The organism is Pseudomonas sp. RA_15y_Pfl1_P11, assembly GCF_963970975.1.
Classification (GTDB): domain Bacteria; phylum Pseudomonadota; class Gammaproteobacteria; order Pseudomonadales; family Pseudomonadaceae; genus Aquipseudomonas; species Aquipseudomonas tritici.
In genome coordinates, this window is record NZ_CAXAOY010000002.1 from 40,192 (window position 1) to 62,841 (window position 22,650).

Sequence of the window (22,650 nt, forward strand, 5' to 3'; positions counted from 1 at the left end):
GGGCTGGCCAGTCTCCACAAATCAATGTGGGGGCTGGCTTGTGTGGGAGCCGGGCTTGCCCGCGATGCAGGCACCTCGGTTTTTCAGATGCCCCGAGGTGATGCTATCGCAGGCAAGCCAGCTCCCACAGGGTTCAGCGGTGGTTTTAGTGGGGTGGGTAGCTGGAGAGGATTCGGGTGATCGTGGTGCGGATGGCGTTGTTGCGGTCCTGCGGGCTGGGCGAGTTGGCCATCATTTGCTCGTCGCTGCCGCGCCAGACCAGTTTGCCGTCTTTGCCGTCGAGCAGGTCGATCTGGAGGGTGGCGACTTTGTAGGTGATGTTGCGGGTTTCATTGTACATCGGCGCGCCCCAATAGCCGTTCCATGGGCCGCCCCATGCGCCGCCATAGTTGGTGGTGACTTGTTGCTGGCGGTCTTCGACGATCAGGTAGGCCTGTACGTTCAAGTCGGCCTTGCTGCCCGGTGCCGCTGAGCGCAGGCCGCGTTGGTCGAGTTGTTCGCCCACCGCCTGACGGATGCGTTGTTCGGTGAGGTCGCTCTTGATGCGCGGGTCATCCGGGCGATATTGCAAGGCCGGGTCTTTCCAGGCCCAACTGCGGTAGGCGCCAAAATCACGGCTGGCGTCAAAATCGTGGTTGACTTGGCTGGTCTGGCAACCGCCCAGCAACATGACAACAGCGAGCATAGCGATACGACAAAACATGGGTTTTCTCCAAAAAGCGACCCGCGCTCAGGATGAGAATAGCTGTTAACTGGGAGGATACGCCGTCATTGCCTTTTGCACCGCCTGGCGCAAGGCATCTCCCCGTTCACTGAGGCTGCCCTGGCTGCCCGTTTCCGCGCTGGCACTCCACACCGGCTGCCCCGTGCGGGCATCGAATAGATTGACGCGCACCACCACGACCTGGACTTCATAGGTGCGTACGATCGGCACCGAGTTGTACATGCCATAGCCATTGCCATAGCGGTTGTAGCCGCCGTAACCGTAGCCATAATCATCCTGGACCTGCTTGAGGCGCTTTTCCTGGCGCACATCGGCGCTCACCAGCAGGTCTGCCGGGCGGTTGTCGTGCAAGGGACGCAGACCGCGCTGGTCAAGCGCGCCGCTGACCGCTTCGGCAATTTGCGCCGAATCCGCCCAGGCCGTGCCCGCCGGGAGCTGGCCATTGCGCCACGCCCAGTTGCGGTAGGCGCCGTAGTCGCGCACAGGCGCGGGATAGGCGCTGGCATCAAAGGTATTGGCTGCCTGCGGCGGCGCCGGTGGAATCGGCGCCGAAGCGGAGACATAAGGGTTGGGGCTCGAACACGCACCCAAGCCGAGAGATAACAGGATCAAACAGAGACGACGCATTTCGACCTCCGCAGACTGGGCCGTTTAAACCGGACGGCAGACCCAGTGCAAATAACGCCCAAGTCCGGCAAAGCTTGGGTGACGACGGTGAGCGAGTTCCATCTCCAAAAGGCCCTGCAAATCCGCGCGGGCCTGGAATTCCACCGGCATATAGTCGTGGAATACGCGAACGCCACTTTGGCTTTCGACCTGCCAAAGGCCTTCGAGTTGCGCCGCCAATTCACGCGGGTCGAGCGGCTGCTGCGGGGTGAGGCTCTGCTTTTCGCCGGCCATGTCGTTCTTGCGCATTTTGCGGAAGTGGCCTTTGAGCAGGTTGCGGTAAATCAGCGCATCGCGGTTGTAGAACGCCAACGACAACCAGCCGCCAGGCAGCGTGAGCTGATGCAGCACCGGCAGGATCGCATGAGGTTCGGCCAGCCATTCCAACACGGCGTGGCACAGCACCAGGTCGTAGGGTTCGGTGAGTTGGCCGAGCAGGTCTTGCCAGGGCGCATGAATAAAGGTCGCGGTCTGCCCGGCGTCGGCAAAACGTTGGCGGGCGCCGGCGAGCATCGGTTCGGCAGGTTCGGCCAGGGTGACCTGATGGCCTTGCTCCGCCAGCCACAGCGACATGTGGCCCAGGCCTGCGCCGATATCCAGAACGCGCAAGGGGCGTTTGGGCAGGGCTTCGGTGAGGTCGGCCTGGAGCACCGCCAGGCGAATCGCGCCTTTGGCACCGCCGTAGATTTTTTCGGCAAAGCGCGTGGCCAGTTGGTCGAAATGACGATCACTCATGGGCAAACCGCCGTTCGCTGTCGGCCAATTTGGCGCGCACCACCTCGTTCATGTCCAGGCCCAGTTCGCTGCACAGCAACAGCAGGTACAGCACAATATCGCCGACTTCCTGGCCGGCGTGGGCGAGTTTCTCAGCCGGGAGCTGGCGCGATTGGTCTTCGCTCAGCCATTGGAAGATTTCCACCAGTTCAGCCATTTCTACGCTGGCGGCCATGGCCAGGTTTTTTGGGCTGTGGAACTGTTTCCAATTATTTGTATCGCGAATGCGGTGCAGGCGTTCGGTGAGGTGTTCGAGGTTCATGCGGGGGCTCCTGAAGATGGGTAGCTTCGGGGGGATTGGCGGTTAAGGCAAGTGAATCTGTGGGGGGTTGAGGAGGCTCGACAGCTGCTACGCAGAGGGCCCGCTCTAGAGGTGTAGATGCCTGGGCTGCAATGAGGCTCTAGTCGATGACGCTGAATCCTAGGCGGGCGGTTTGGCCGGCTTCGTCGAGGACGCTGAGTTGGTAACGGCCCAGGTGTTCGAAGCTGGCGTTGATGAAGTCCTGGTTGGCGCTGTCGCCCAGTGGCGCGCCGTTGAGGAACCACCAGCGCCGACCACTGCCGCCGAGGGCGGAGATTTTCAGGCGCAAGGTTTGCTGGCTGGCGGCGGGCAGACGCAGCTGGTCGCCCTCGCGTACGCCAACGATCGACAGCGGTGAAGACGCGGCCAGCGCCGGTGGCGGGCAATCGGAGTCAGCGGGCGGGATGCGTGCTTCGCGGCGTTCGGCCCTTGGCAGCCAGGGTTCCAAGGGCGCAGGCCACAGGGCGATGTTTTTCGGCTCTGCCCCCGGGCAATGGGCGTCGACCCGCGAGCCTTTGGCATTGACCCATACGCTTTCCATCAGGCCCACGCTCAACGGTTGGTCCAGTGCCTGCAAGGTCGGCGGCGTGGTGTTGTCCAGCGTCCAGGCGAAGCGCTGGCGACGGCAATTGGGGTCGCTGCGGCTCATGGGCTGGCCTAGTGGCCAACAGATCGCTGCCACGCCGACATTGGCAGGCACAGGTTTGACCGGCGCGCTGATGCCGCGCTGGCTGTCGCGGTTGCTCAGTACGTCGTGCACCTGCAACATCAACGGCGCCGCCGAGGCCAGCCCGAACTGGCCCGGCACCGGTGTGCCGTCCGGGCGGCCGATCCACACGCCGATCAAGTAACGCGGCCCCACCCCAATCGCCCAGGCATCACGAAAGCCGTAGCTGGTGCCGGTCTTCCAGGCCAGCATCGGGCGCTGCACCAGTTCGGCCCGCGGGTCGCGGTCGGGACGCGCCTGGCCGCTGAGGATGCGCCGCACAATCCAGGCGGACCCTGGCGACAGTAATGGTCGCTCCCTAAGCGTATCATCCGGCTGTAATCGAATAGTTGCACTCCTGCCGTTCCGGGCGAAGGCGCTATAGCCGCTCACCAGATCTTCCAGACGGCTGCCTGCGCCGCCCAGGATCAAGGCCAGGTTCGGCTCGGCCAACGCCGGCAACGCCAAAGGCACGCCGCCAATACGCATCTCGGCGGCGAACCGCTTCGGCCCATAGGCTTCCAGCAACTGTACCGCTGGCAGGTTGAGCGAACTGGACAACGCCGTACTCGCCGGCACTGCGCCGGTAAAACCCAGGGAGAAGTTGCCCGGCCGGTAATCCCCGTAACGCCGCGGCACGTCCTGCAGCAGGGACTCAGAGTGAATCAGCCCGTCATCAAGGGCCATGCCGTAGAGAAAGGGTTTCAAGGTGGAGCCCGGCGAACGCAGTGCGCGGATCATGTCCACATGGCCAAAACGCTTGGCATCATTGATGTCCACCGAGCCGAGGTAGGCGCGTACCGCCATGGTTTCTTCCTCCACCACCAGGATCGCGGCGGAGGTGTGCTCCGGCAAGCGTGCACGCCAACCCAACAGCAGGTCTTCGAGGCGGCGTTGCAGGGTGGCATCCAGGGTGGTGCGGATCAGCGGCGGGCTGTCGGGGCGGTTCAGGCGGCGCGCGAGCAGGGGAGCCAAGCTCGGCTCCAGCCGCGGGGCGAGCAGCAGCGGTTCCTGCAGGGTTTCATCGACGGCGGCTTGCGGCCACACCTTGAACTCGGCAAGACGACGCAGCACTTTGTCGCGCGCTTCCTGGGCACGCTGCGGGTGACGGTCCGGGCGCAAACGGCTGGGTGCCTGGGGCAAAACCGCGAGCAAGGCGGCTTCGGCATGGGTCAATTGTGATGGAGACTTGCCCAGATACGCCCAACTGGCCGCCGCCACGCCCTGCAATGTTCCGCCAAACGGTGCGCGGTTCAGGTAGAGGTTGAGGATCTCCTCCTTGGACAGGTGCCATTCCAACTGCGCCGTGCGCCACAACTGGCGCAACTTGCCGTGGAAGGTACGCGAATGCGGATCCAACAACCGCGCCACCTGCATCGACAACGTACTGCCCCCCGACACCACACGCGCCCCGGTCAGGTTCTGCCACGTCGCCCGCACCAGCGCCAGTGGGTTTACGCCAGGATGCTGATAGAACCAACGGTCTTCATAGGTGAGCAACGCATCCAGGTAATACGGCGACACTTCGCTGGTTTGCACTGGATAGCGCCACACCCCATTCGCATCGGCAAACCGCCACAACGGCGTGCCATCCTCAGCCAACACCACCCGCGCCAAATCATCCTGAGGCAACGGCAACGGCCAAACCCGATCCGCTCCCCACAACAACACCACCACCAACACCACTGCCCCCAGAGCCCAGCGCAGTAAATGTGGGAGCGTACACCCGCAAATGACGCAACTTAATCGCAAATTCAACCGGGCAAACCTCTATGCTTGTAGGGAACTAGCCAGTCGCAATAACAACCAAAGACACGGATACGCCCACCTCTTCATCAGGACACACACATGCAGGTAGAAAGCTTTTTCGAATGGCTGGGCCAGGCGCTCGGTTCCATCATCCGCTTTATCGTCGACGGCCTCAGCGGCCTGTTCGGTGCCCTGACCAACGCCGGCGGCAACTTCGTCGAAGGCCTGTCCCGCACCTTGGGCATGGATACCTCGATCATCAGCATCATCACCCTGATCGTCGGCCTGCTATTCCTGTATTCAGCCGTACGCGCCTTCATGCGCGCCTCGGTCATCATGGGCATCATCTGGCTACTGCTCGGCCTATGGCTCCTGAGCTGGGTCGTCCATTAACCCACAGAGTATCCCCAAACTAATGTGGGAGCGAGCAAGCCCGCTCCCACATTTAGCCCCTATTTTATGTTGGAATATCAGCGCCCCTTGATCACCAAATCTGCCGGCGTCTCCCCCACCGCCTGCCAATTCGGCCGATACATCGACTCCACCTGCGGCGGTGGTACGCGATAAGTCCCCGGTGTCACCGCCCGCGCCAGATACAGCAGGTGCGTGGTGCCAGACCCCTCCAGATTAATCGCCGCCACATACCGATCATCCCTGAACTCCTGATGCTTGAGCGACGCGTTCTGCATCGACTCACGCCACGCCTTCACTTGGCTGCTGGCGTTCTCCAGGCTGGCGGCACTCTGCGCCAGGTTCTGGTTTTCAAGCTCCAGGCCAGCGGGCAGCAAATCCACCACCAAGGCATCCGGCACACGCTGCTTGGCACCGACCGCCAGATGCACCAGCACCAGGTCCCCACTGTTGAGGTTACGAAGATTCAACGGCTGGCCATTCATGCCCAGGTACTCACGGCGAATGCTCAGGTTGTCGCCGCCGGCAGCCGGTGGCAGCTGTGGATAACCCGAAATCGTCAGTTGCTGATACACCGGCGTTTCGCCCTGATTGCTCAAGGTTAAATCACTGGAAAGCAGCTTGCCTTCCAGCGCCAGCGTCGACTGCTGATCATTCAACGCCTGCACACCGCCACTGCCGGTGAGCGACACCTGCCAGTTCGAATCCGGCTTGGCGAAACCGAGGCGCCCCGCCAGGAACAGCGAATTACGCTCCTGGGTCGACAGATACGCACTGGCCGCCAGTTGATCCGACAGCGTAAACAAGCGCTCCTCACGCTTGCCCTTGGCCAAGTCATTTTCTTCCAGCAACGCCAGGATCATTGCCTGGTCGCGCAGCGGGCTGCCGTAATCGGCCAACCATTCACTGGCACTGCGCTGCGCCGCCAGCCCCGCCAGCAAGGCTTGGTCCGCGCGCGGCTGGTCGCCCATCTTCTGCAACGCGACAGCCAACTGCACCAGCGGCAAACCGGAGCGCGCGTCGCTGCGTCGTTCAAAAATGCTGCGCAACGCACCCAACGGCGCCTGCTGACTGCGCGCCAACACCATGCCGGCGTAGGCCTGCACGGCAAAGCGCGTGTGATCAGCGTTATCGCTGTAGTCGACATCGATCAAGTTGCGCTCCTGTACATAACGCAGCAGGCGTTCGCTGGCCTTTTTCATGGCTTCAGGCGGTACCGCGAAACCCTGATCTCGGGCGCGCAACAGGAAATCGGTGACATAGGCGGTCAGCCAGTACTCCTCTTCACCGTCGGCGCCCCACAAACCAAAACTGCCGTTGTAGCGCTGCATGCCCAGCAAACGCTCTATGCCCAGCTCGATCTTGCGCTTGCGCTCGCTGTCCGACTCGCCCTTTATCGACAGGCGCTTGAGCAACGCATCGTCCGCATACAGCGATGGGTACAGGCCGCTTGCCGTCTGTTCCAGGCAACCGTAAGGGTAAGCTTTGAGTGCACTTATCTGCGCACCGAGGTTCAACGGCGGCCGGCTCGACAGGCTCAGCAGCGCCTGACGCCCCGAGGTATCGAATTGATCCAGGGTACCCGGTGGCAAGGTCCACGGCTGATCCTTGAGTACCGCGCGATAATGCTTAAGCAGTGCCGGATAGGCCGGCCGCACGCCCAAGGTCCATTCACGCGTGAACGGCGGCAGGTGCTCACCTGGCAAGTCCAGCCCATTGACGGTCACCTTGACCTTGCCCTGCCCCAACCCGCCCCAGGCTTTTACAGGGATGCGCAGCGTGGTGCGTTGGCCTTGTGTCAGCTCGACGGTTTGCGCGCCACTGTTGACCAGTTCCAACTGCCCCTCGGCAGTCAGTTGCACATCAAGCTTCTGCGCCTTGCCCGACAGGTTGGACAGGTCCAGCGCTAACGTTGTCTGGTCACCACCGGCCAGGAAGCGTGGCGCCGACAGTTCGGCAATCAGCGGCGCGGCAATCACTGTCTTGGCTTCGGCCATGCCATAGCGGTCATCGCCCCAGGCCTGGGCCATCAGGCGCAGTTCGCCGTTGAAGTCGGGAATGTTGACGCTGACTTCGCCCTCGCCCTGCTCATTCAACGTCACCGGCGCGCTTTGCAGGGCGACGATGGTCACACTGGTGTCCGGACGCTTGCCGCCCTTGGCCAGCGCCGCGTCACCACCAAACGCCAGGCTGGCCAGGCGACCCTGGCCGGCCTCGATCAACTGGCCGTAGATATCGAACTGGTCCACGCCATACGCCTTGCGGCCGAACAGGCTGGAGTACGGGTCCGGTGTCGGGTATTCGGTGATATTGAGGATGCCCACGTCCACCGCTGCCACCAGTACGTGCACCTGTTTCGGCACGCTGCCATCGGCATTTTTTGCCGATATCTTCACCGTCAGCGGTTGTTTGGGGCGCATTTTTTCCGGCGCAGTGAGGGTCACGCCCAGTTTGCGCTGGGTGCGATCCAGCGGCAGGTGCAGCAGGCCCACTGCGCGTTTGGGGGTGATATTGGCTTTACGCTCGCCTGGGCGAATCACCAGGGCACTCACGTACAAGTCATGCCGCGACCATTTCGGGTCGAGCTTCACAGCGAAGCTTTTGCCCTCGGCCGGCACGTCGATTTCCTGCCACCACAGCGGCCCTTCGGCGGACTCCACCAGCAGGTAGCCTTTACCGGCTGCCGGTGGCGTCACGGTGACATTGGCGGTGTCACCATCGCCATACGCTGGTTTGTCCAGCGCCAGCTTGACCTGATCGGGGCGCACGGCGCCGCCTTCGGTGTTGTCCTGGGCCTGGTAACCGGCCCAGAAGCGCAGGCTGCTGACCAACCCGGTCTGCGGGTCTTCGACCTCGACGCGGTACGGGCCCCACTCCACCTGGAAGCTGACCTTGGCGGTGTCGCCAGCCTTGATAGTCAGGGTCTGCTCGTCGAGGTTGAGGAATTTCTCGTTGAAGTGATAGCTCCAGCCATCGTTCTCTGAGTAATTCCAGTAATAGTCACGGCGCTCGCGAACCAGGCGCACCTTGAGGTTTTGCGCGGCGAGTTTCTGCCCATCCTGGTTGGCCAGCAGTACTTCAAATTCCGCCGGGCCATCGCCATTGGTTTCGGTGCCGTCAAACAACCCGCGCAGGCCCGGAAGCTGCTCGGCGGGCCAGATCGGCTGCACCAGACGCCGCGTGATCGGGCGCCCGCCGGACTCTTGCAGGCTGGCTTGCACGATCAATTGCAACGGCGACTTCGCGTCGGCCCACTTGCTTTCCAGGGTCAGCGCTTCCTGGCCCTTGGCGTCGAGCACGCTTTCATCCAGTTCGAAATCCTGGCTCAACTCTTCTTCGGTAACAGAGCCGAACTGGTAGCCCGGCAACGACTTGACCGCTTCGCGCAACGGGCGCACATAAACCTGACCACTGACGCGGTTGCCCGATGCTGGCGCACCGTACAGGTAACGGCCGTTAACCTGAATCACCGGGTTGTCCGCGGGGCTCAGCGCGGTGTCGCTGCCCTTGAGTTCCAGCGCCAGGCGCTCAGGCAGGAAGTCTTCAACGAGAAATTCATACAACTGCGGTTTGCCATCGCCCAGGTCGAACACCAACTGCCAGCGCCCAGTCGGCGCTTCGCCGGCCAGTTGCAGCGAGTATTGATAAAGACCGGAGGCATCCGCATCCCAGACAAATTTGCGGCTCACCTGCTCGTCCGGGCGACGCACTTCCACGCTCACCGGCTGCGGTTTGACGGCATGGCCATCCTTGTCCCGCAACAATGCATTGAGCAGCACCGTTTCACCGGGGCGATACAGATCACGCGGGCCGAACACAAAGAACTGCAAGGGGTGGGAAGGCTGGCCGCCAATGTCGAACTCGGCCAGGTCCAGTGCAGCGCTGTCGAGGCGCAACAGACTGGTCTGCTCACCCTGCTTGGCCAGGAGCACCTGGGCCTTTTTCGGCAGCGGCAACTCAGCGTGGCCGCCCTTCTCGGTCTTGCCCTGGCCCAACACACGGCCTTCGGCGTCGAGCACTTCGAGGTCAACGCCGTCCAGTGCCTTGCCGCCTTCCAGCGCCTGGGTAAACACATCTAATCGGTTGGCGTAGCGGTGCACCGACAGGCCGATGTCACTCAAGGTGAACAGCGTGGCCGGTTGCGAATAGTTGTAGGTGCCCGACGCACGCATCACCGCCAGGTACACGCCCGGCTGCTGCAATTGCTTGAGGCCGGCGATCGGCAGTAAAAGGGTTTCGCGGGTGTTGCGCGCTGGGTTCAAGTCGAAACGGCCACCGTAGACCAGGTCGGCCAGCGGCAGCAGTTCGCGGGATTCGTAACTTTGCAGGCTGGTATTACGCCCCCACTGCGCCAGGAATGACGGCAAGGATTCGGGCTTGATGCGGAAGAACTCGACGTCGATCTTGTCGACGTTCAGCGCGATCACTGGCAGGCCTTCGGCCAGGCGCGTCGGCAACAAGGTGCCACGGCTGGCGAAGCCGACAGTGGCTTGCAGGTCGCGGGTTTCCAGACGGGCGATGTACTCGGCGGCGAGCGTGTTGTCGTTGACCGCCTTCACCCCGGCATCCACCGTAAGCACCAGTTTGCGCTGTGGCTCCAGGTGGCGAAGGCGCAGTTCCATGAGGTTGTCGGAGATTTCCCAGGCGCCATCGACCTTGCCGGACTTGCTGTCCACCAAGTGCAATTTGTCGGCGAATTTCTGATCGCGGTCCAGCGGAATGGAAAAGCTCACCGACAAGGTACTGGCCCCATCGAGCTGCACTTCAGACACGTCCACCACGCTCAACTCACGCCCGGCGTAGCGTTGCTTCAGCGCCGCCACATCCACCGCCGCTTTAGCCGGCGTGGTTGCAACCGTTGCCACCGCAGGAGCGCTCGGAGCAGTCGGTTTATCGGAAGAATCGCAGGCGCTGAGCAGGGCCAGCGCGCAGGCCAGGAACAATCCTTTGTTAAGCATGAGACACTCGTAGTGAGAGGGACCGAAGGGCTAACTATATATCAGCCAGAGTGGGGCCGATGAGATGCTGCTCACATTGACCGACGGAGGGTGGTTTGGTTCTGAGCTGCCCCCAGCCCCAGCCAAATCCCACAAGCACTGAAGATCAAAATGTGGGACCTGGCTTGGCTGCTCCCACATTGGTTCTGCGGCGTGTCTGACGGCCAGTTACACTGCTGCTCTCCCAAGGAGCCCCCATGACCAACCTGCTCACCGACTGGCGCCACCGCCCCACCCACCGCCGCGTCTGGGCCCTGGCCGCGCCTATGATTCTTTCGAACATCTCGGTGCCGCTCGTAGCGCTGGTCGACAGCATGGTCATCGGCCACCTGCCCCACGCCCACCAACTGGGTGCCGTGGCCGTCGGTGCCAGCCTGTATACCTTCCTCGCCTGGGCCATGGGTTTCCTGCGCATGGGCTCCACCGGTTTCGCCGCCCAAGCTGCCGGGCGCAATGATGGGGCGGCGCTGCGGCAAATCCTGCTGCAAGGTTTGCTGTTGGCACTGGGCCTGGCGATGCTGCTCGGCACCGTGGGCATCCCGCTGAGCCATCTGGCGTTGCAGTGGATGCAGCCCTCCCCCGAGCTCAATCAACTGACGCAGGATTTCTTCCACACCCGTCTGTTCGGCCTGCCCGCCGCGCTGGCCAGCTACGCGCTGGTCGGTTGGTTCCTCGGCACACAAAACGCCCGCGCGCCGCTGGCGATTCTGTTGACCACCAACCTGGTCAACATCGCCCTGAACCTGTGGTTCGTACTGGGCCTGGATTGGGGTGTGGTCGGCTCCGCGCGCGCCTCGGTTGTTGCTGAATGGACCGGCGCCCTGCTGGGCCTCGCACTGACGCAAAAAGCCCTGCGCGCCTACCCCGGTCACATCGCCTGGGCGGCACTGAAGTTGTGGGAAAGCTGGCGTCCACTGCTGGCGGTCAACCGCGACATCTTCATCCGCAGCCTCGCGCTGCAATCGGTGTTTTTCATGATCACCGTGCAAGGCGCCCGCCTGGGCGACGCTACCGTGGCCGCCAACGCGCTACTGCTCAACGGCCTGTTGCTGACCGCCCACGCCCTGGATGGATTGGCTCACGCCGTCGAAGCCCTGTGCGGTCACGCTATCGGCGCCCATGACCGCCCAGCGCTGCGCCGTTCGCTGGTGGTGGCCGGCGGCTGGTCGCTGATCGCCAGCGTCGGTTTCGCGCTGCTGTTCACCGTCGCTGGCCACGTGTTTATCGCCATGCAGACCGATATTCCCAGCGTGCGCGAAACCGCCGACAGCTACCTGCCTTACCTCGCGGTATTGCCGTTGATTGCGGTGTGGAGTTACTTGCTGGATGGTTTGTTTATCGGCGCGACACGCGCGCGGGAGATGCGCAATGGGATGCTGCTGACGGTGGTTGTGGTGCTGCCCATTGCCTGGGCGTTGCAAGGGCTGGGTAACCACGGGCTGTGGATAACCTTCCTGGTGTTTATGGCGGTGCGCAGTTTGACGCTGTGGGCGATTGCCTGGCGTTTAAATCGGCAGGGGCTTTGGCTGGGCAGCAACTGAAGGAATTAGATGCAAATGTGGGAGCGAGCAAGCCCGCTCCCACATGGGATTTATGTCAATCCAGCTTAAGAGGACAGGTACGAAGAGCGGGTCAGGCCCAGGCGCAGCGCATCCAGGAACTGGGTACGCTCAGATGCAGAGATCTTCGCACTCGCACACTTGTCGCGGTAATGCGTCATCAACTCTTCCGGCGACAAGTGCACATACCGCAGCATGTCTTCAATAGTGTCGTGGGTCTCGATACCCGCGCTGTACACCGACCCATCTTCACGCTGGTAGATGTTCACCGAATCGGTGTCACCAAACAGATTGTGCATGTCACCAAGGATTTCCTGGTAGGCACCCACCAGGAAGATCCCCAGCAAGTAGTCCTCACCTTCTTTCAAGGCGTGAACCGGCAGGCTGGTCTCGATGCTCTGCTCGTCGACGTACTGCTTGATCTTGCCGTCGGAGTCACAGGTAAGGTCTTGCAGTACGGCACGGCGCAACGGCTCTTCGTCGAGGCGGTGCAGCGGCAGGATCGGCAATACCTGGCCGATGGCCCAGGTGTCCGGCAGGCTCTGGAATACCGAGAAGTTACAGATGTACTTGTCGGCCAGCTTGTCGTTGAGTTCGTCCAGCACTTGGCGGTGCGAGCGCTGGCGGGCTTTCAACGAGTTATGCAGGCGACGGCACACGGCGAAGTAGCACTGCTCGGCCAGGGCTTTTTCGGCCAGGGTCAGTTTGCCGTCGGCGTACTGGGTGGCCACGTCGCTCATGTAGTGAGTGGCGCGCCAGTAGGTCTCGGTGACCATCTCGATGTCGGTCGGGCCGAGCAGGTCCACCAGCCATTGCACGGTTTCCGGCAGGCTTTCCTTGTTTTCGATGGTCGGGATTTCGTCGTTGTGTTTCTCGACGTCGGTGACCTGCACCACCAGCATGGCGTGGTGGGCGGTCAGCGAGCGGCCGCTTTCAGAGAAGATGTTCGGGTGCGGCAGGCTCTGCGCGTCGCAGAACTCCTTGAGCATGCCCACGACCACGCCGGCGTAGTCGTCCATGTCGTAGTTGATCGAGCTGGCGTTACGCGAGTGCGTACCGTCGTAGTCCACGCCCAAACCGCCGCCGACGTCGATGTGGTCCACCGGCAAGCCGAGGTTGCGCAGTTCGCCGTAGTAACGAATGGCTTCCTTGAACCCGTGCTGGTAGTCGGCCAGGTTGGCGATCTGCGAGCCCATGTGGAAGTGCAGCAGGCGAATGCCCTGGTCCAGACCCGCCGCGCGGAAGCGCTCGACCACAGACAGCAGTTGCGCCGCCGACAGACCGAACTTGGACTTCTCGCCACCGGTGTCTGCCCACTTGCTCGACGCCAGGGACGACAAGCGCACGCGCAGGCCGACCTGTGGCTTGACCTTGAGGCTGGCGGCCTCTTCGATCACCAGCTCAACTTCGGACTCTTTCTCGATCACGATGAACACGTTGTGGCCGAGCTTTTGGCCCATCAGCGCGAGGCGGATGAACTCACGGTCTTTGTAACCGTTGCAGACGATGGTGCCGCCCTTCGGCGCCAGGGCCAGTACGGCCAGCAGCTCAGGCTTGGAGCCGGCTTCCAGGCCGATGGACACGTTCTGGGTGGCGATGATGTTCTCGATCACCGCTTCCTGCTGGTTCACCTTGATCGGGTACAGCGCGGTGTACTTGCTCTGGTATTCCAGGCGCTCGATGTTCGAATCGAAGGCGCCGGTCAGCTGGCGTACACGGTCTTGCAGAATGTCGGGAAAACGCACCAGCAACGGCAGCGACAGGCCGCTTTTACGCAACGCGTCGACTTGCTCGTAGAGGTCGACGGGCGTGCTGTTCGGGCCGTTCGGACGGACTTCAACGCGACCGGCTTCATTGATCGCGAAATACCCGGCCCCCCAATGGCGGATCCCGTAAACACTGCGGCTGTCCGCAACTGTCCATTGGCTGCCATCGTCTTTGCGTGTGCGTCGTACGGACATCGAAGTCCCCTATAAATGAAGGCGAAGGCGCCACCTCTCGCGGAGGCTGGCGCAGTCTAAAGAATGAAAATGACGATTTGCCTGCGAGGGAGGTAGACCTCATTCGCAGGACAGAGTTTAGACACAGGTCGGGAAGAGGCTTTCAGCCGCCGGACTTCTTGGCCTTGTAACCGAGCTTGATCAGCTCGGCCAACAGCAATTCAACGTGATCGCCCTGGATCTCGATGACGCCCTCTTTCAACGCGCCGCCGGTGCCACAGCGCTTTTTCAGCGTGGTGGCGAGCGCCTTCAGCGCGTCTTCTGCCAGCGGCACGCCGGTGATGGTGGTCACCGTCTTGCCGCCACGGCCCTTGCTCTCGCGTCGCACGCGGGCAATACCGTCGCCTTCGGGGATCAGGGTCTGTTTGCAGGTACACGCGTCCACGGGCTGGCGACAGTCCGGGCAGTGTCGACCTGCGTCGGTGGAAAATACCAGGCCGCCCAGGGCGGCGAAGGATGCGGCTTTTTTGGCCACCGGCAATCCTCTTGGGGGCTGAAAAGTGGCGCAGTGTAACGGCAAAAAGTCCACTTGCTAAGGGCCAAATGGCGCCATTTCATGCAACTTTAGCGACGTGACACCAGATAGCGCCGCAAGCCTTCTTGAGCGTCCGGGCAGTAAGGCTTTTGTTCAGCCTCCTGCAGGACTGTTTCAATAGGTAAAAAGCGCGCTTCCATGACCTCTTCAGGCTGCAGGCGCAGCGGCCCGTCCCAGACAGCGGAGTAGGATTTGCACCAGAGTTTGCTGTCACCGTCTTCGAAGTAGAAATGATCGTGCTCAGTCAACGCCACGCCGCTGACGCCCAACTCTTCCTCTAACTCGCGGGCCGCCGATAAGGCGTACGACTCGCCCGCCGCCACCATCCCACCCGCTGCCGTGTCCCAGAAACCGGGATACATGGCTTTGCTTAGGGTTCGCCGATGCACACACAGCTCACCCTGGGAGTTAAACAGAAAGATAAAGGTGCACCGGCCGATTAGGCCGCGTTGGCGCAAATCGGACCTGACAAGGGTGCCGAGCAGGTTGTCCTGCTCGTCGACCCAGCAGATCAGTTCAGCATCGGACGCCGCACGGTGCGCGGCCTCCTTTTGAATAGCGTCCATCATCAACCCTGGTTGAGGAGCTGACGCAAGTCGATCACTGCAGCGTTTGCCCGGGAAATGTAGTTGGCCATGACGAGCGAGTGGTTCGCCAGTACCCCGAAGCCACTGCCATTAAGGATCATAGGACTCCAAACCGGTTCCTGCGAAGCTTCCAGCTCACGGATGATCTGGCGCACGCTGACGGTGGCGTTTTTCTTGGCCAGCACGTCGGCGAAGTCGACTTCGATGGCACGCAGCAGGTGGGACAGGGCCCAAGCTTGACCGCGAGCCTCGTAGAACACGTTATCGATCTGCATCCATGGGGTTTCCACCACTTCTTCATCGACCTGCGGTACTTGACCCGGCGCCAGGGCCTCGGTTTTCAGAGCGGTGTTCAATTTCACCCGACCCACACTGGCCGACAGGCGTTGCGACAGCGAACCCAAGCGGGTCGCGACGTCGCCCAGCCAGTTGTTCAGGTTGTCGGCACGGGCATAGAACAGCGCACCGCGCTGATTCGGGTCAGACAGACGTGTTTCATAACGGCTCAGAGAGTTGATGCCTTCTTGGTACTCCGACTCACTGGACGGCAGCACCCAGCTCTTATTGCCGAAGTTGAAGCGCGGCTCGGCCTTGGCCAAATCGGCGTCTTCGGCCGACTGCGACTGGGAACGGGCGAAGTCCTTACGCAGAGCGCGCGTCAGGTCGCGCACCTGCACCAGCACGCCATATTCCCAACTCGGCATGTTGTCCATCCAAAGGCCAGGCGGGAAGCGGTCATTGGAAATGTAGCCACCCGGCTTGTTCAGCAAGGTGCCGGCTACGGTCTTGAGGGTTTCGACGGTCGTAAACCCTAACACCATCTGCTTGCCGTCTTTTTCGGCCGCAATCTGCGCATTTTGCTGGACCGGAAACAGCGCCGGCTCTTCGCTCCAGTACCAGCCAAGCGCGCCGGTGACCAACAGGTACAGGCAGAGGACGCTCAGCAACGCCCGGCTCAGCAGCAGCGTACGGAAGTAGCTGCGGTTGGCCGACTTGGGCTCAGGCGCAGGGCCTTTGGCGCTGCCTGCACGGTTTTTCCAGTCCAGCATGGCGATATCCTTTCAATCACTTGAGTTCATGCACTTGAATTGATGGCGTGCGTTCAAACACTCCGACCACAACCCTACCCCATCGTGCCCGCCCATGCGGGGCTTTTCGCCAAACTGGCGAACAGGGAGAGTTCGACTATAAAGGATGCACGCTTTTTCCGCTGCGCGACCACTGGGTCAGCAAATGACTATCAGGGAAGAGCAGTTTATTGACGCAAGACACTCATTCCATCGGAAAGATAGTGCTAGCATAGAGCCATTATTGGACCTCAGCGTGCCCCCTAACTAGTAGTCAGGATATGACCGAGCCAGAAGACCCCAGCCGTGAGCGTCTCAAGCAGCATTTTGCCCAGCGGGTAATTCATCAGGCACGTCAAATTCTTGAGATCTGGCAGCGCCTGCAACGCAGCGAATGGTCCAGCGCCGACCTCTGCGAACTCAGCGAAGCCAATTTGCGCCTGCTGCGCTTTGCCGAGCGCTTCGAACAACCCGAGCACGGCCAATTGGCGCGGCATATCGGCGAATCACTCAAAGCGGTGGACGACAACCGTGGCCGCCTGAGCAGCCAACTGATCACCGAACTCAACCGCTTGATGCAGCGCCTGTCGCGCACTGGACTGCGCCAGGGCGACCAGTTCGAACACACCTTCCTGCCGCCGATGCGCAAGCCAATCTACGTGATGCTGGCCGATCACGATCGCGCCGAGCGCCTGGCCAAGCAACTGGAATTCTTTGGCATGAGCGCCCAATCCCTCGACAGCGTGGCGGCATTTCGCGCGTCGATGGCCGAGCGCTTGCCTTCGGCGATTGTGATGGATGTGGATTTCTGCGGCGCAGGGCTGGGGCTCAAGCTTGCCGCCGAAGCCCAGGAAGGCCTGGAGCACAAGCTGCCGCTGCTGTTTTTCAGCCTGCACGAAACCGATACGCCGACTCGCCTGGCCGCCGTGCGCGCCGGGGGCCAGGAATTTCTTACCGGCACCCTGGAAGCCTCCAGCCTGCTGGAAAAAATCGAAGTACTGACCTGCGTCGCCCAGTACGAGCCGTATAAAGTGCTGATCATCGATGACTCGCGGGCGCAGGCACTGCACACCGAGCGGCTGCTCAACAGTGCAGGCATCGTCACCCGCACGCTGATCGAACCGATCCAGGCCATGGCCGAGCTGGCGGATTTCCAACCGGACCTGATCATCCTCGACATGTACATGCCCGCCTGTACCGGTACCGAACTGGCCAAGGTCATCCGGCACAACGACCGCTACGTCAGCGTGCCGATCATTTACCTTTCGGCCGAGGACGACCTGGACAAGCAACTGGACGCCATGAGTGAAGGCGGCGACGACTTCCTCACCAAGCCGATCAAGCCGCGCCACCTGATCACCACCGTGCGCAACCGCGCGGCACGTGCGCGCAACCTCAAGGCACGGATGGTGCGCGACAGCCTGACCGGCCTGTACAACCACACCCATATCCTGCAATTGCTCGAAGACTGCAGCTTCCGCGCGCGCCGCGAAAACAAGCCGCTGAGCTTTGCCATGCTCGATATCGACCACTTCAAGCGGGTCAATGACAGCCACGGCCACCCCATGGGCGACCGAGTGATCAAGAGCCTGGCGCTGTTTCTCAAGCAGCGACTGCGCAAGACCGACTACATCGGGCGCTACGGCGGCGAAGAATTCGCCATCGTGATGCCAGACACCGACCTGGAATCGGCCTGCAAGGTGCTGGATGAAATCCGTGAGCGCTTTGCGGAAATCCACTACCCGGCCCAGCCCGAGGATTTGTGGTGCACCTTCAGTGCAGGGCTGGTGGAACTGGGCGACGGTTCCGACAGCCTGATGATGGCCGCCCAGGCCGATGAAGCGCTGTACCGTGCCAAGAATGCCGGGCGTAACCGCGTGCAAGGGACGCACACGCCAAGGCAAAGTGCCATCTTTTCACCTGAATTCACCAATTCAGTCATAACGCTGTAATAGAAACGCAATAACTTCAGGCACTTATCTTTTGCTGTCGGTTGAAACCACGCATGCGCCTGAAGCTGCTGACCAATCTCAATACCCTTCTTCTGGTGGCCGTGTGCCTGGCGCTCGGGGCGACGCTGTGGTGGTCGCAGCGCGCTTTGGAACGGCCGTATTTATTGATGGAGCGCTACCTGGGCCTGTCGCAGGCATTTCAGAACCAGGCCGCGCGCAATATTGACGATTACATGGCCAGCGGCGACGCCCTGCGCCTGAGCAGCGCCAGCCAGAGCCTGGAAAGCCTGTTGCTGGATCTGGATCAACTGCCCGTCGACCTGGCGCAAAACGTGCGCCCCAGCCTGGTGGACCTGGATGCCTTCAGCAAGACCGACCTGCTCGCCGCCGGCAAATTAGCGGGTGACCCACAGGCCCTGCTGCTGCAAGCCGAGCGCGAACTCGGCGCGAACCTGGAGCAACTGAGCCAGTACGCCATCGGCGTCAACTCTGCAGAGGCCGCACGTTACCTGCCGCCACTGCTGGCGGCGTCCCAGCATCTGGCCAAACTGTCGCTGGCCCGCGACAAACTGGTGAGCAGCGGGCGCGCGGAACTGGCTGATGATGTGGAGCGCGAAGTCGGCAATATCCGCAGCCAGGCGGATGTGCTGGAACAACTGCCGCTGTTGGGCGTGAAGGCCAGCGCCGAATCCAGCGCGGATGATTTTTCCGCGCTGATGGGCCTGGAAAACACTGAAAAAACTGAAGCACAGGACACCGGCGTCGACCTCAAGCGCGAACTCAATAGCCTGCTGAAACGCTACCCTGCTGAACTCAAGCGCACTCGCGAACAGATCCAGCAACGCGCCGAACTGGCCGCCGCTACCCACCTGAAAATCAACGCCGTGCAGCAAGCCATCGCCGGTCTGGAGCCCGTGGTGCGCGCGCAGCACGGCAAGATCCAGGGCGAAGTGCGCCTGCTGCAAGGCGTGATGATCGGCCTGATCCTGCTGATCGCGCTGTTGATCGACACCTTGCAACGCCGCCTGGCGCGGGTGCTGACCAACTTGGCACCGGCCTTATCGACCTGGGCCGAAGGCGACTTCAGCCAGCCGATTGCCTTGGGCAAGACCAACCGCGAGCTGCACGATATCGAAGCCTCCTTGAACCGTCTGCGCGCCTACCTGGTGGACCTGGTGGGCACTATTCGCGGCAACGCCGAGGAAGTTGCCGGCAGCAGCCGCGCCCTTGCCGAACTGAGCAGCGGCCTGCATGACGGCGCCGAACGCCAAGCCGGCGATACCGCGCAGATCCGCGACTCGCTGGGGGAACTGGAAGCGACCATCCAGCAAGTCGCCGGCGATGCCAGCCAGGCCGCGGACGCCAGTCGCAGTGCCGGCCAAGCGGTAGAGCAAGGCCAACGCGTGATCGGCCTGAGCCTGACCGGGCTGCACGCCCTGGTGGGTGAAGTGCAGCAAAACGCGCAGATGATCGAAAAACTCGCCGAAGAATCCGCCACCATCGGCGGCGTGCTCACGGTGATTCGCGCGATTGCCGACCAGACCAATCTGCTGGCCCTCAACGCCGCCATCGAGGCCGCCCGTGCCGGTGAAGCCGGACGTGGTTTTGCCGTAGTCGCCGACGAAGTCCGCTCCCTGGCTCAACGCACCGCTGGCGCCACGGCGCAGATCCAGACCCTGATTGCCGGCCTGCAAAGCGCCGCCCATCAATCCGTGCAAGGCATGCGCGCCCAGGTCGAACACGCCGAAGCCACCGCCCAGCAGGCCCAGGCGGCGGACGGAGCACTGGATGAGATCGTCGGCGCGATCCAGACCATTTCCGACACCGCCGTGCGCATCGCCGATGTGACGGCGCAGCAGAGTGGGGCCGTGAGTGAGATTCGCGATAACAGCGAGCGGATTCATCAGATGGGTGAGGATAACTTGCTGCGCATTGGTCAGGGACGCCGCCAGGGCGAGCACTTGTTGGTCCTCGGTGGGCAGCTCAATACTGCGGTGCAAGCCTTCCGTGTCTAATCCGATCTCCCGCCTCACGACGATCCAAAATCATATGGAGATCAGAAATGTGTGCGGGCTTGCTCCCTCCCACATTTGATCTTCAGTGCACTCAGAACCGTATTATCAATGACCAGAACCCACTACTTGGTCACATACTTTTCGCTATCCTCGCTAATCGTGCTGCCTACTGCATAGAACTGGACAGTCACAAAGGCTTTGCGGCATAGTCGCCGGGTTCTGCCGTACTCACATCAATAACAAGGAACAGCCGATGGCGACCTTACTGGTTCTTCACGGACCCAACCTGAACCTGCTCGGCACCCGTGAACCGGGCGTCTACGGGGCAGTTACCCTGGATCAGATCAACCTCGATCTTGAGCGCAGGGCGCGTGAAGCCGGCCACCATCTGCTCTACCTGCAAAGCAATGCCGAGTACGAATTGATTGATCGCATCCATGCCGCGCGCGGCGAAGGCGTGGACTTTATCCTGATCAATCCCGCCGCTTTTACGCACACAAGCGTTGCATTACGTGACGCGCTGCTGGCGGTGAGCATCCCATTCATCGAAGTGCATTTGTCGAACGTGCACAAACGTGAACCTTTCCGCCATCACTCTTACTTCTCCGACGTAGCGGTAGGAGTGATCTGCGGCCTTGGCGCCAGCGGTTACCGACTGGCCCTGGAGGCCGCCCTGGAACAGCTTGAACAACCGGCCAAGCGCCCCTGACCGACCCTTGGGAGTTGATGATTCATGGATATCCGTAAAGTTAAGAAACTGATCGAGCTGCTGGAAGAATCCGGTATCGACGAGCTGGAAATCAAGGAAGGCGAAGAGTCCGTACGGATCAGCCGTCACAGCAAGACGCCAGCCCAACAGTTCTACGCGCCACAGATGCAAGCGCCGGCTCCGGCCGCTGCTGCTCCGGCCGCCGCACCTGCTGCCGCCGCACCTGCAGCACCCGCAGCGCCTGCGCTGAACGGTTTCGTGGTCAAGTCGCCAATGGTCGGTACTTTCTACCGCACCCCGGCACCCACTTCGCCAGCCTTCGTTGAAGTCGGCAAGACGGTGAAAGTGGGCGACACCATCTGCATCGTTGAAGCGATGAAGATGATGAACCACATCACCGCTGAGAAAGCCGGCGTCATCGAATCCATCCTGGTAGAAAACGGTCAGCCGGTTGAGTACGACCAGCCGCTGTTCACCATCGTTTGAACCGCGGAGCGCCTTCGATGTTGAAACCTGCGAAGAAACTGCAAAAAGTCCTGATCGCTAACCGCGGCGAGATCGCGCTGCGTATCCTGCGCGCCTGTAAGGAAGAGGGCATCAAGACCGTCGCTGTTTACTCGACGGCCGATACCGAATTGATGCACGTGAAACTGGCGGACGAAAGCATCTGCATCGGCCCGCCACTGGCCACGAACTCGTACCTGAAAGTCTCGAACATCATCGCGGCCGCTGAAGTGACCGGCGCTGATGGCATCCACCCGGGTTACGGCTTCCTCGCGGAAAACGCCGATTTCGCCGAACAAGTGGAAAAATCCGGCTTCGCCTTCATCGGCCCGAAAGCCGACACCATTCGCCTGATGGGTGACAAGGTCTCAGCCAAGGACGCCATGATCGCGGCCGGCGTGCCCACCGTTCCTGGCTCCGACGGCCCGCTGCCTGAAGACGAGGAAACCGCTCTGCGCATTGGTCGCGAAGTCGGTTACCCGGTAATCATCAAGGCCGCCGGTGGCGGTGGTGGTCGCGGCATGCGCGTGGTGCACAAGGAAGAAGACCTGATCGAGGCCGCCAAGCAGACGCGCTCCGAAGCGGGCGCCTGGTTCGGCAACCCAATGGTCTACCTGGAAAAGTACCTGACCAACCCACGTCACGTGGAAGTGCAGGTACTGTCCGACGGCCAGGGCCACGCCATCCACCTGGGCGACCGCGATTGCTCCCTGCAACGTCGTCACCAGAAGGTGCTGGAAGAAGCGCCGGCACCGGGTCTGGACGAGAAAGCCCGCGCGGAAGTGCTGGCTCGCTGCGTCAAGGCGTGCATCGACATCAACTACCGTGGCGCCGGTACCTTCGAGTTCCTCTACGAGAACGGTCGTTTCTACTTCATCGAGATGAACACTCGTGTGCAGGTAGAGCACCCGGTTTCGGAGATGGTCACCGGTATCGACATCGTCAAGGAGATGCTCAGCATCGCCGCTGGCAACGTGCTGTCTTTCACACAGGACGACGTGAAGATCCACGGCCACTCCCTGGAGTGCCGGATCAACGCCGAAGACCCGAAAACCTTTATGCCAAGTCCAGGCCTGGTCAAGCATTTCCATGCGCCAGGCGGCAACGGCGTTCGCGTCGATTCGCACCTGTACAGCGGCTACAAGGTTCCGTCCAACTACGACTCGCTGATCGGCAAGCTGATCACCTGGGGCGCTACCCGCGACGAGGCTATGGCCCGTATGCGTAACGCCCTGGACGAAATCGTGGTCGACGGCATCAAGACCAACATCCCGCTGCACCGGGACCTGGTTCGCGATGAAGGCTTCTGCGAGGGTGGTGTGAACATTCACTACCTGGAACACAAGCTGGCCAACCAGTAAGTGCTCCACCCAACAAAGCCGCCTTCGGGCGGT

Annotated in this window: 16 protein-coding genes and 1 pseudogene; 7 read left to right on the forward strand and 10 right to left on the reverse strand. The window is 61.7% G+C overall.

Annotated features, from left to right (window positions below; translation table 11 throughout):
* Positions 1 to 145 precede the first annotated feature (145 nt).
* The 5 genes from AACY44_RS02420 to pbpC form a co-directional block, all read right to left on the reverse strand.
* A complete protein-coding gene (locus tag AACY44_RS02420; RefSeq protein ID WP_339415773.1) occupies positions 146 to 703 on the reverse strand; it encodes a DUF4136 domain-containing protein in 558 nt (185 codons plus the stop codon).
* 45 nt (positions 704 to 748) lie between these two features.
* A complete protein-coding gene (locus AACY44_RS02425; RefSeq protein WP_049710206.1) occupies positions 749 to 1,351 on the reverse strand; it encodes a DUF4136 domain-containing protein in 603 nt (200 codons plus the stop codon).
* Between the two features lie 24 nt (positions 1,352 to 1,375).
* Complete coding sequence (locus AACY44_RS02430; RefSeq protein ID WP_339415772.1) at positions 1,376 to 2,125, reverse strand: methyltransferase; 750 nt, start codon at positions 2,123 to 2,125, stop codon at positions 1,376 to 1,378.
* Positions 2,118 to 2,426, reverse strand: coding sequence for a MazG-like family protein (locus tag AACY44_RS02435; RefSeq protein WP_010567659.1), 309 nt, complete (start codon positions 2,424 to 2,426; stop codon positions 2,118 to 2,120). The genes AACY44_RS02430 and AACY44_RS02435 overlap by 8 nt, the downstream gene beginning before the upstream one ends.
* A 139-nt stretch (positions 2,427 to 2,565) precedes the next feature.
* On the reverse strand, positions 2,566 to 4,878 hold the full coding sequence (gene pbpC / locus AACY44_RS02440) for a peptidoglycan glycosyltransferase PbpC (RefSeq protein WP_339529839.1): 2,313 nt from the start codon (positions 4,876 to 4,878) through the stop codon (positions 2,566 to 2,568).
* Positions 4,879 to 5,019: 141 nt separating this feature from the next.
* Here pbpC and AACY44_RS02445 point away from each other — a divergent pair, with 141 nt between their 5' ends.
* Positions 5,020 to 5,313: a hypothetical protein gene (locus AACY44_RS02445; RefSeq protein ID WP_339415771.1), complete on the forward strand. Its 294-nt coding sequence runs from the start codon at positions 5,020 to 5,022 to the stop codon at positions 5,311 to 5,313.
* Between the two features lie 77 nt (positions 5,314 to 5,390).
* Here AACY44_RS02445 and AACY44_RS02450 read toward each other — a convergent pair whose 3' ends face one another.
* The gene (locus AACY44_RS02450) at positions 5,391 to 10,289 is read right to left on the reverse strand and encodes an alpha-2-macroglobulin family protein (RefSeq protein WP_339438025.1); all 4,899 of its coding nucleotides are present in this window, start codon (positions 10,287 to 10,289) and stop codon (positions 5,391 to 5,393) included.
* A 236-nt stretch (positions 10,290 to 10,525) separates the two neighbouring features.
* Here AACY44_RS02450 and AACY44_RS02455 point away from each other — a divergent pair, with 236 nt between their 5' ends.
* Entirely contained in the window at positions 10,526 to 11,869 is a 1,344-nt protein-coding gene (locus AACY44_RS02455) for an MATE family efflux transporter (protein ID WP_339415769.1), read from the forward strand.
* A gap of 65 nt (positions 11,870 to 11,934) precedes the next feature.
* On the opposite strand, the gene speA is transcribed toward AACY44_RS02455, so the two are convergent.
* The 4 genes from speA to AACY44_RS02475 form a co-directional block, all read right to left on the reverse strand.
* Entirely contained in the window at positions 11,935 to 13,848 is a 1,914-nt protein-coding gene (gene speA, locus AACY44_RS02460) for an arginine decarboxylase (RefSeq protein ID WP_339415768.1), read from the reverse strand.
* Positions 13,849 to 13,990: 142 nt separating this feature from the next.
* Positions 13,991 to 14,362: a translation initiation factor Sui1 gene (locus AACY44_RS02465; protein ID WP_339415767.1), complete on the reverse strand. Its 372-nt coding sequence runs from the start codon at positions 14,360 to 14,362 to the stop codon at positions 13,991 to 13,993.
* 89 nt (positions 14,363 to 14,451) lie between these two features.
* On the reverse strand, positions 14,452 to 14,988 hold the full coding sequence (locus AACY44_RS02470; protein ID WP_339415766.1) for an NUDIX hydrolase: 537 nt from the start codon (positions 14,986 to 14,988) through the stop codon (positions 14,452 to 14,454).
* 2 nt (positions 14,989 to 14,990) lie between these two features.
* Positions 14,991 to 16,058: a DUF2333 family protein gene (locus AACY44_RS02475; RefSeq protein ID WP_339415765.1), complete on the reverse strand. Its 1,068-nt coding sequence runs from the start codon at positions 16,056 to 16,058 to the stop codon at positions 14,991 to 14,993.
* 299 nt (positions 16,059 to 16,357) lie between these two features.
* On the opposite strand from AACY44_RS02475, the gene AACY44_RS02480 reads away from it, so the two are divergent.
* From AACY44_RS02480 to accC, 5 genes and pseudogenes are all read left to right on the forward strand, one after another.
* On the forward strand, positions 16,358 to 18,028 hold the full coding sequence (locus AACY44_RS02480) for a PleD family two-component system response regulator (protein WP_339415764.1): 1,671 nt from the start codon (positions 16,358 to 16,360) through the stop codon (positions 18,026 to 18,028).
* Between the two features lie 1,499 nt (positions 18,029 to 19,527).
* Positions 19,528 to 20,043, forward strand: a pseudogene (locus tag AACY44_RS27600) (methyl-accepting chemotaxis protein); the annotation flags it as partial.
* A gap of 253 nt (positions 20,044 to 20,296) precedes the next feature.
* Complete coding sequence (aroQ, locus tag AACY44_RS02490) at positions 20,297 to 20,752, forward strand: type II 3-dehydroquinate dehydratase (RefSeq protein ID WP_012721999.1); 456 nt, start codon at positions 20,297 to 20,299, stop codon at positions 20,750 to 20,752.
* Positions 20,753 to 20,776: 24 nt separating this feature from the next.
* Positions 20,777 to 21,238 (forward strand): acetyl-CoA carboxylase biotin carboxyl carrier protein, encoded by a 462-nt coding sequence (gene accB / locus AACY44_RS02495; RefSeq protein ID WP_012721998.1) that lies wholly within the window; start codon positions 20,777 to 20,779, stop codon positions 21,236 to 21,238.
* 17 nt (positions 21,239 to 21,255) lie between these two features.
* Positions 21,256 to 22,617 (forward strand): acetyl-CoA carboxylase biotin carboxylase subunit, encoded by a 1,362-nt coding sequence (accC, locus tag AACY44_RS02500; RefSeq protein ID WP_339415761.1) that lies wholly within the window; start codon positions 21,256 to 21,258, stop codon positions 22,615 to 22,617.
* Positions 22,618 to 22,650 lie beyond the last annotated feature (33 nt).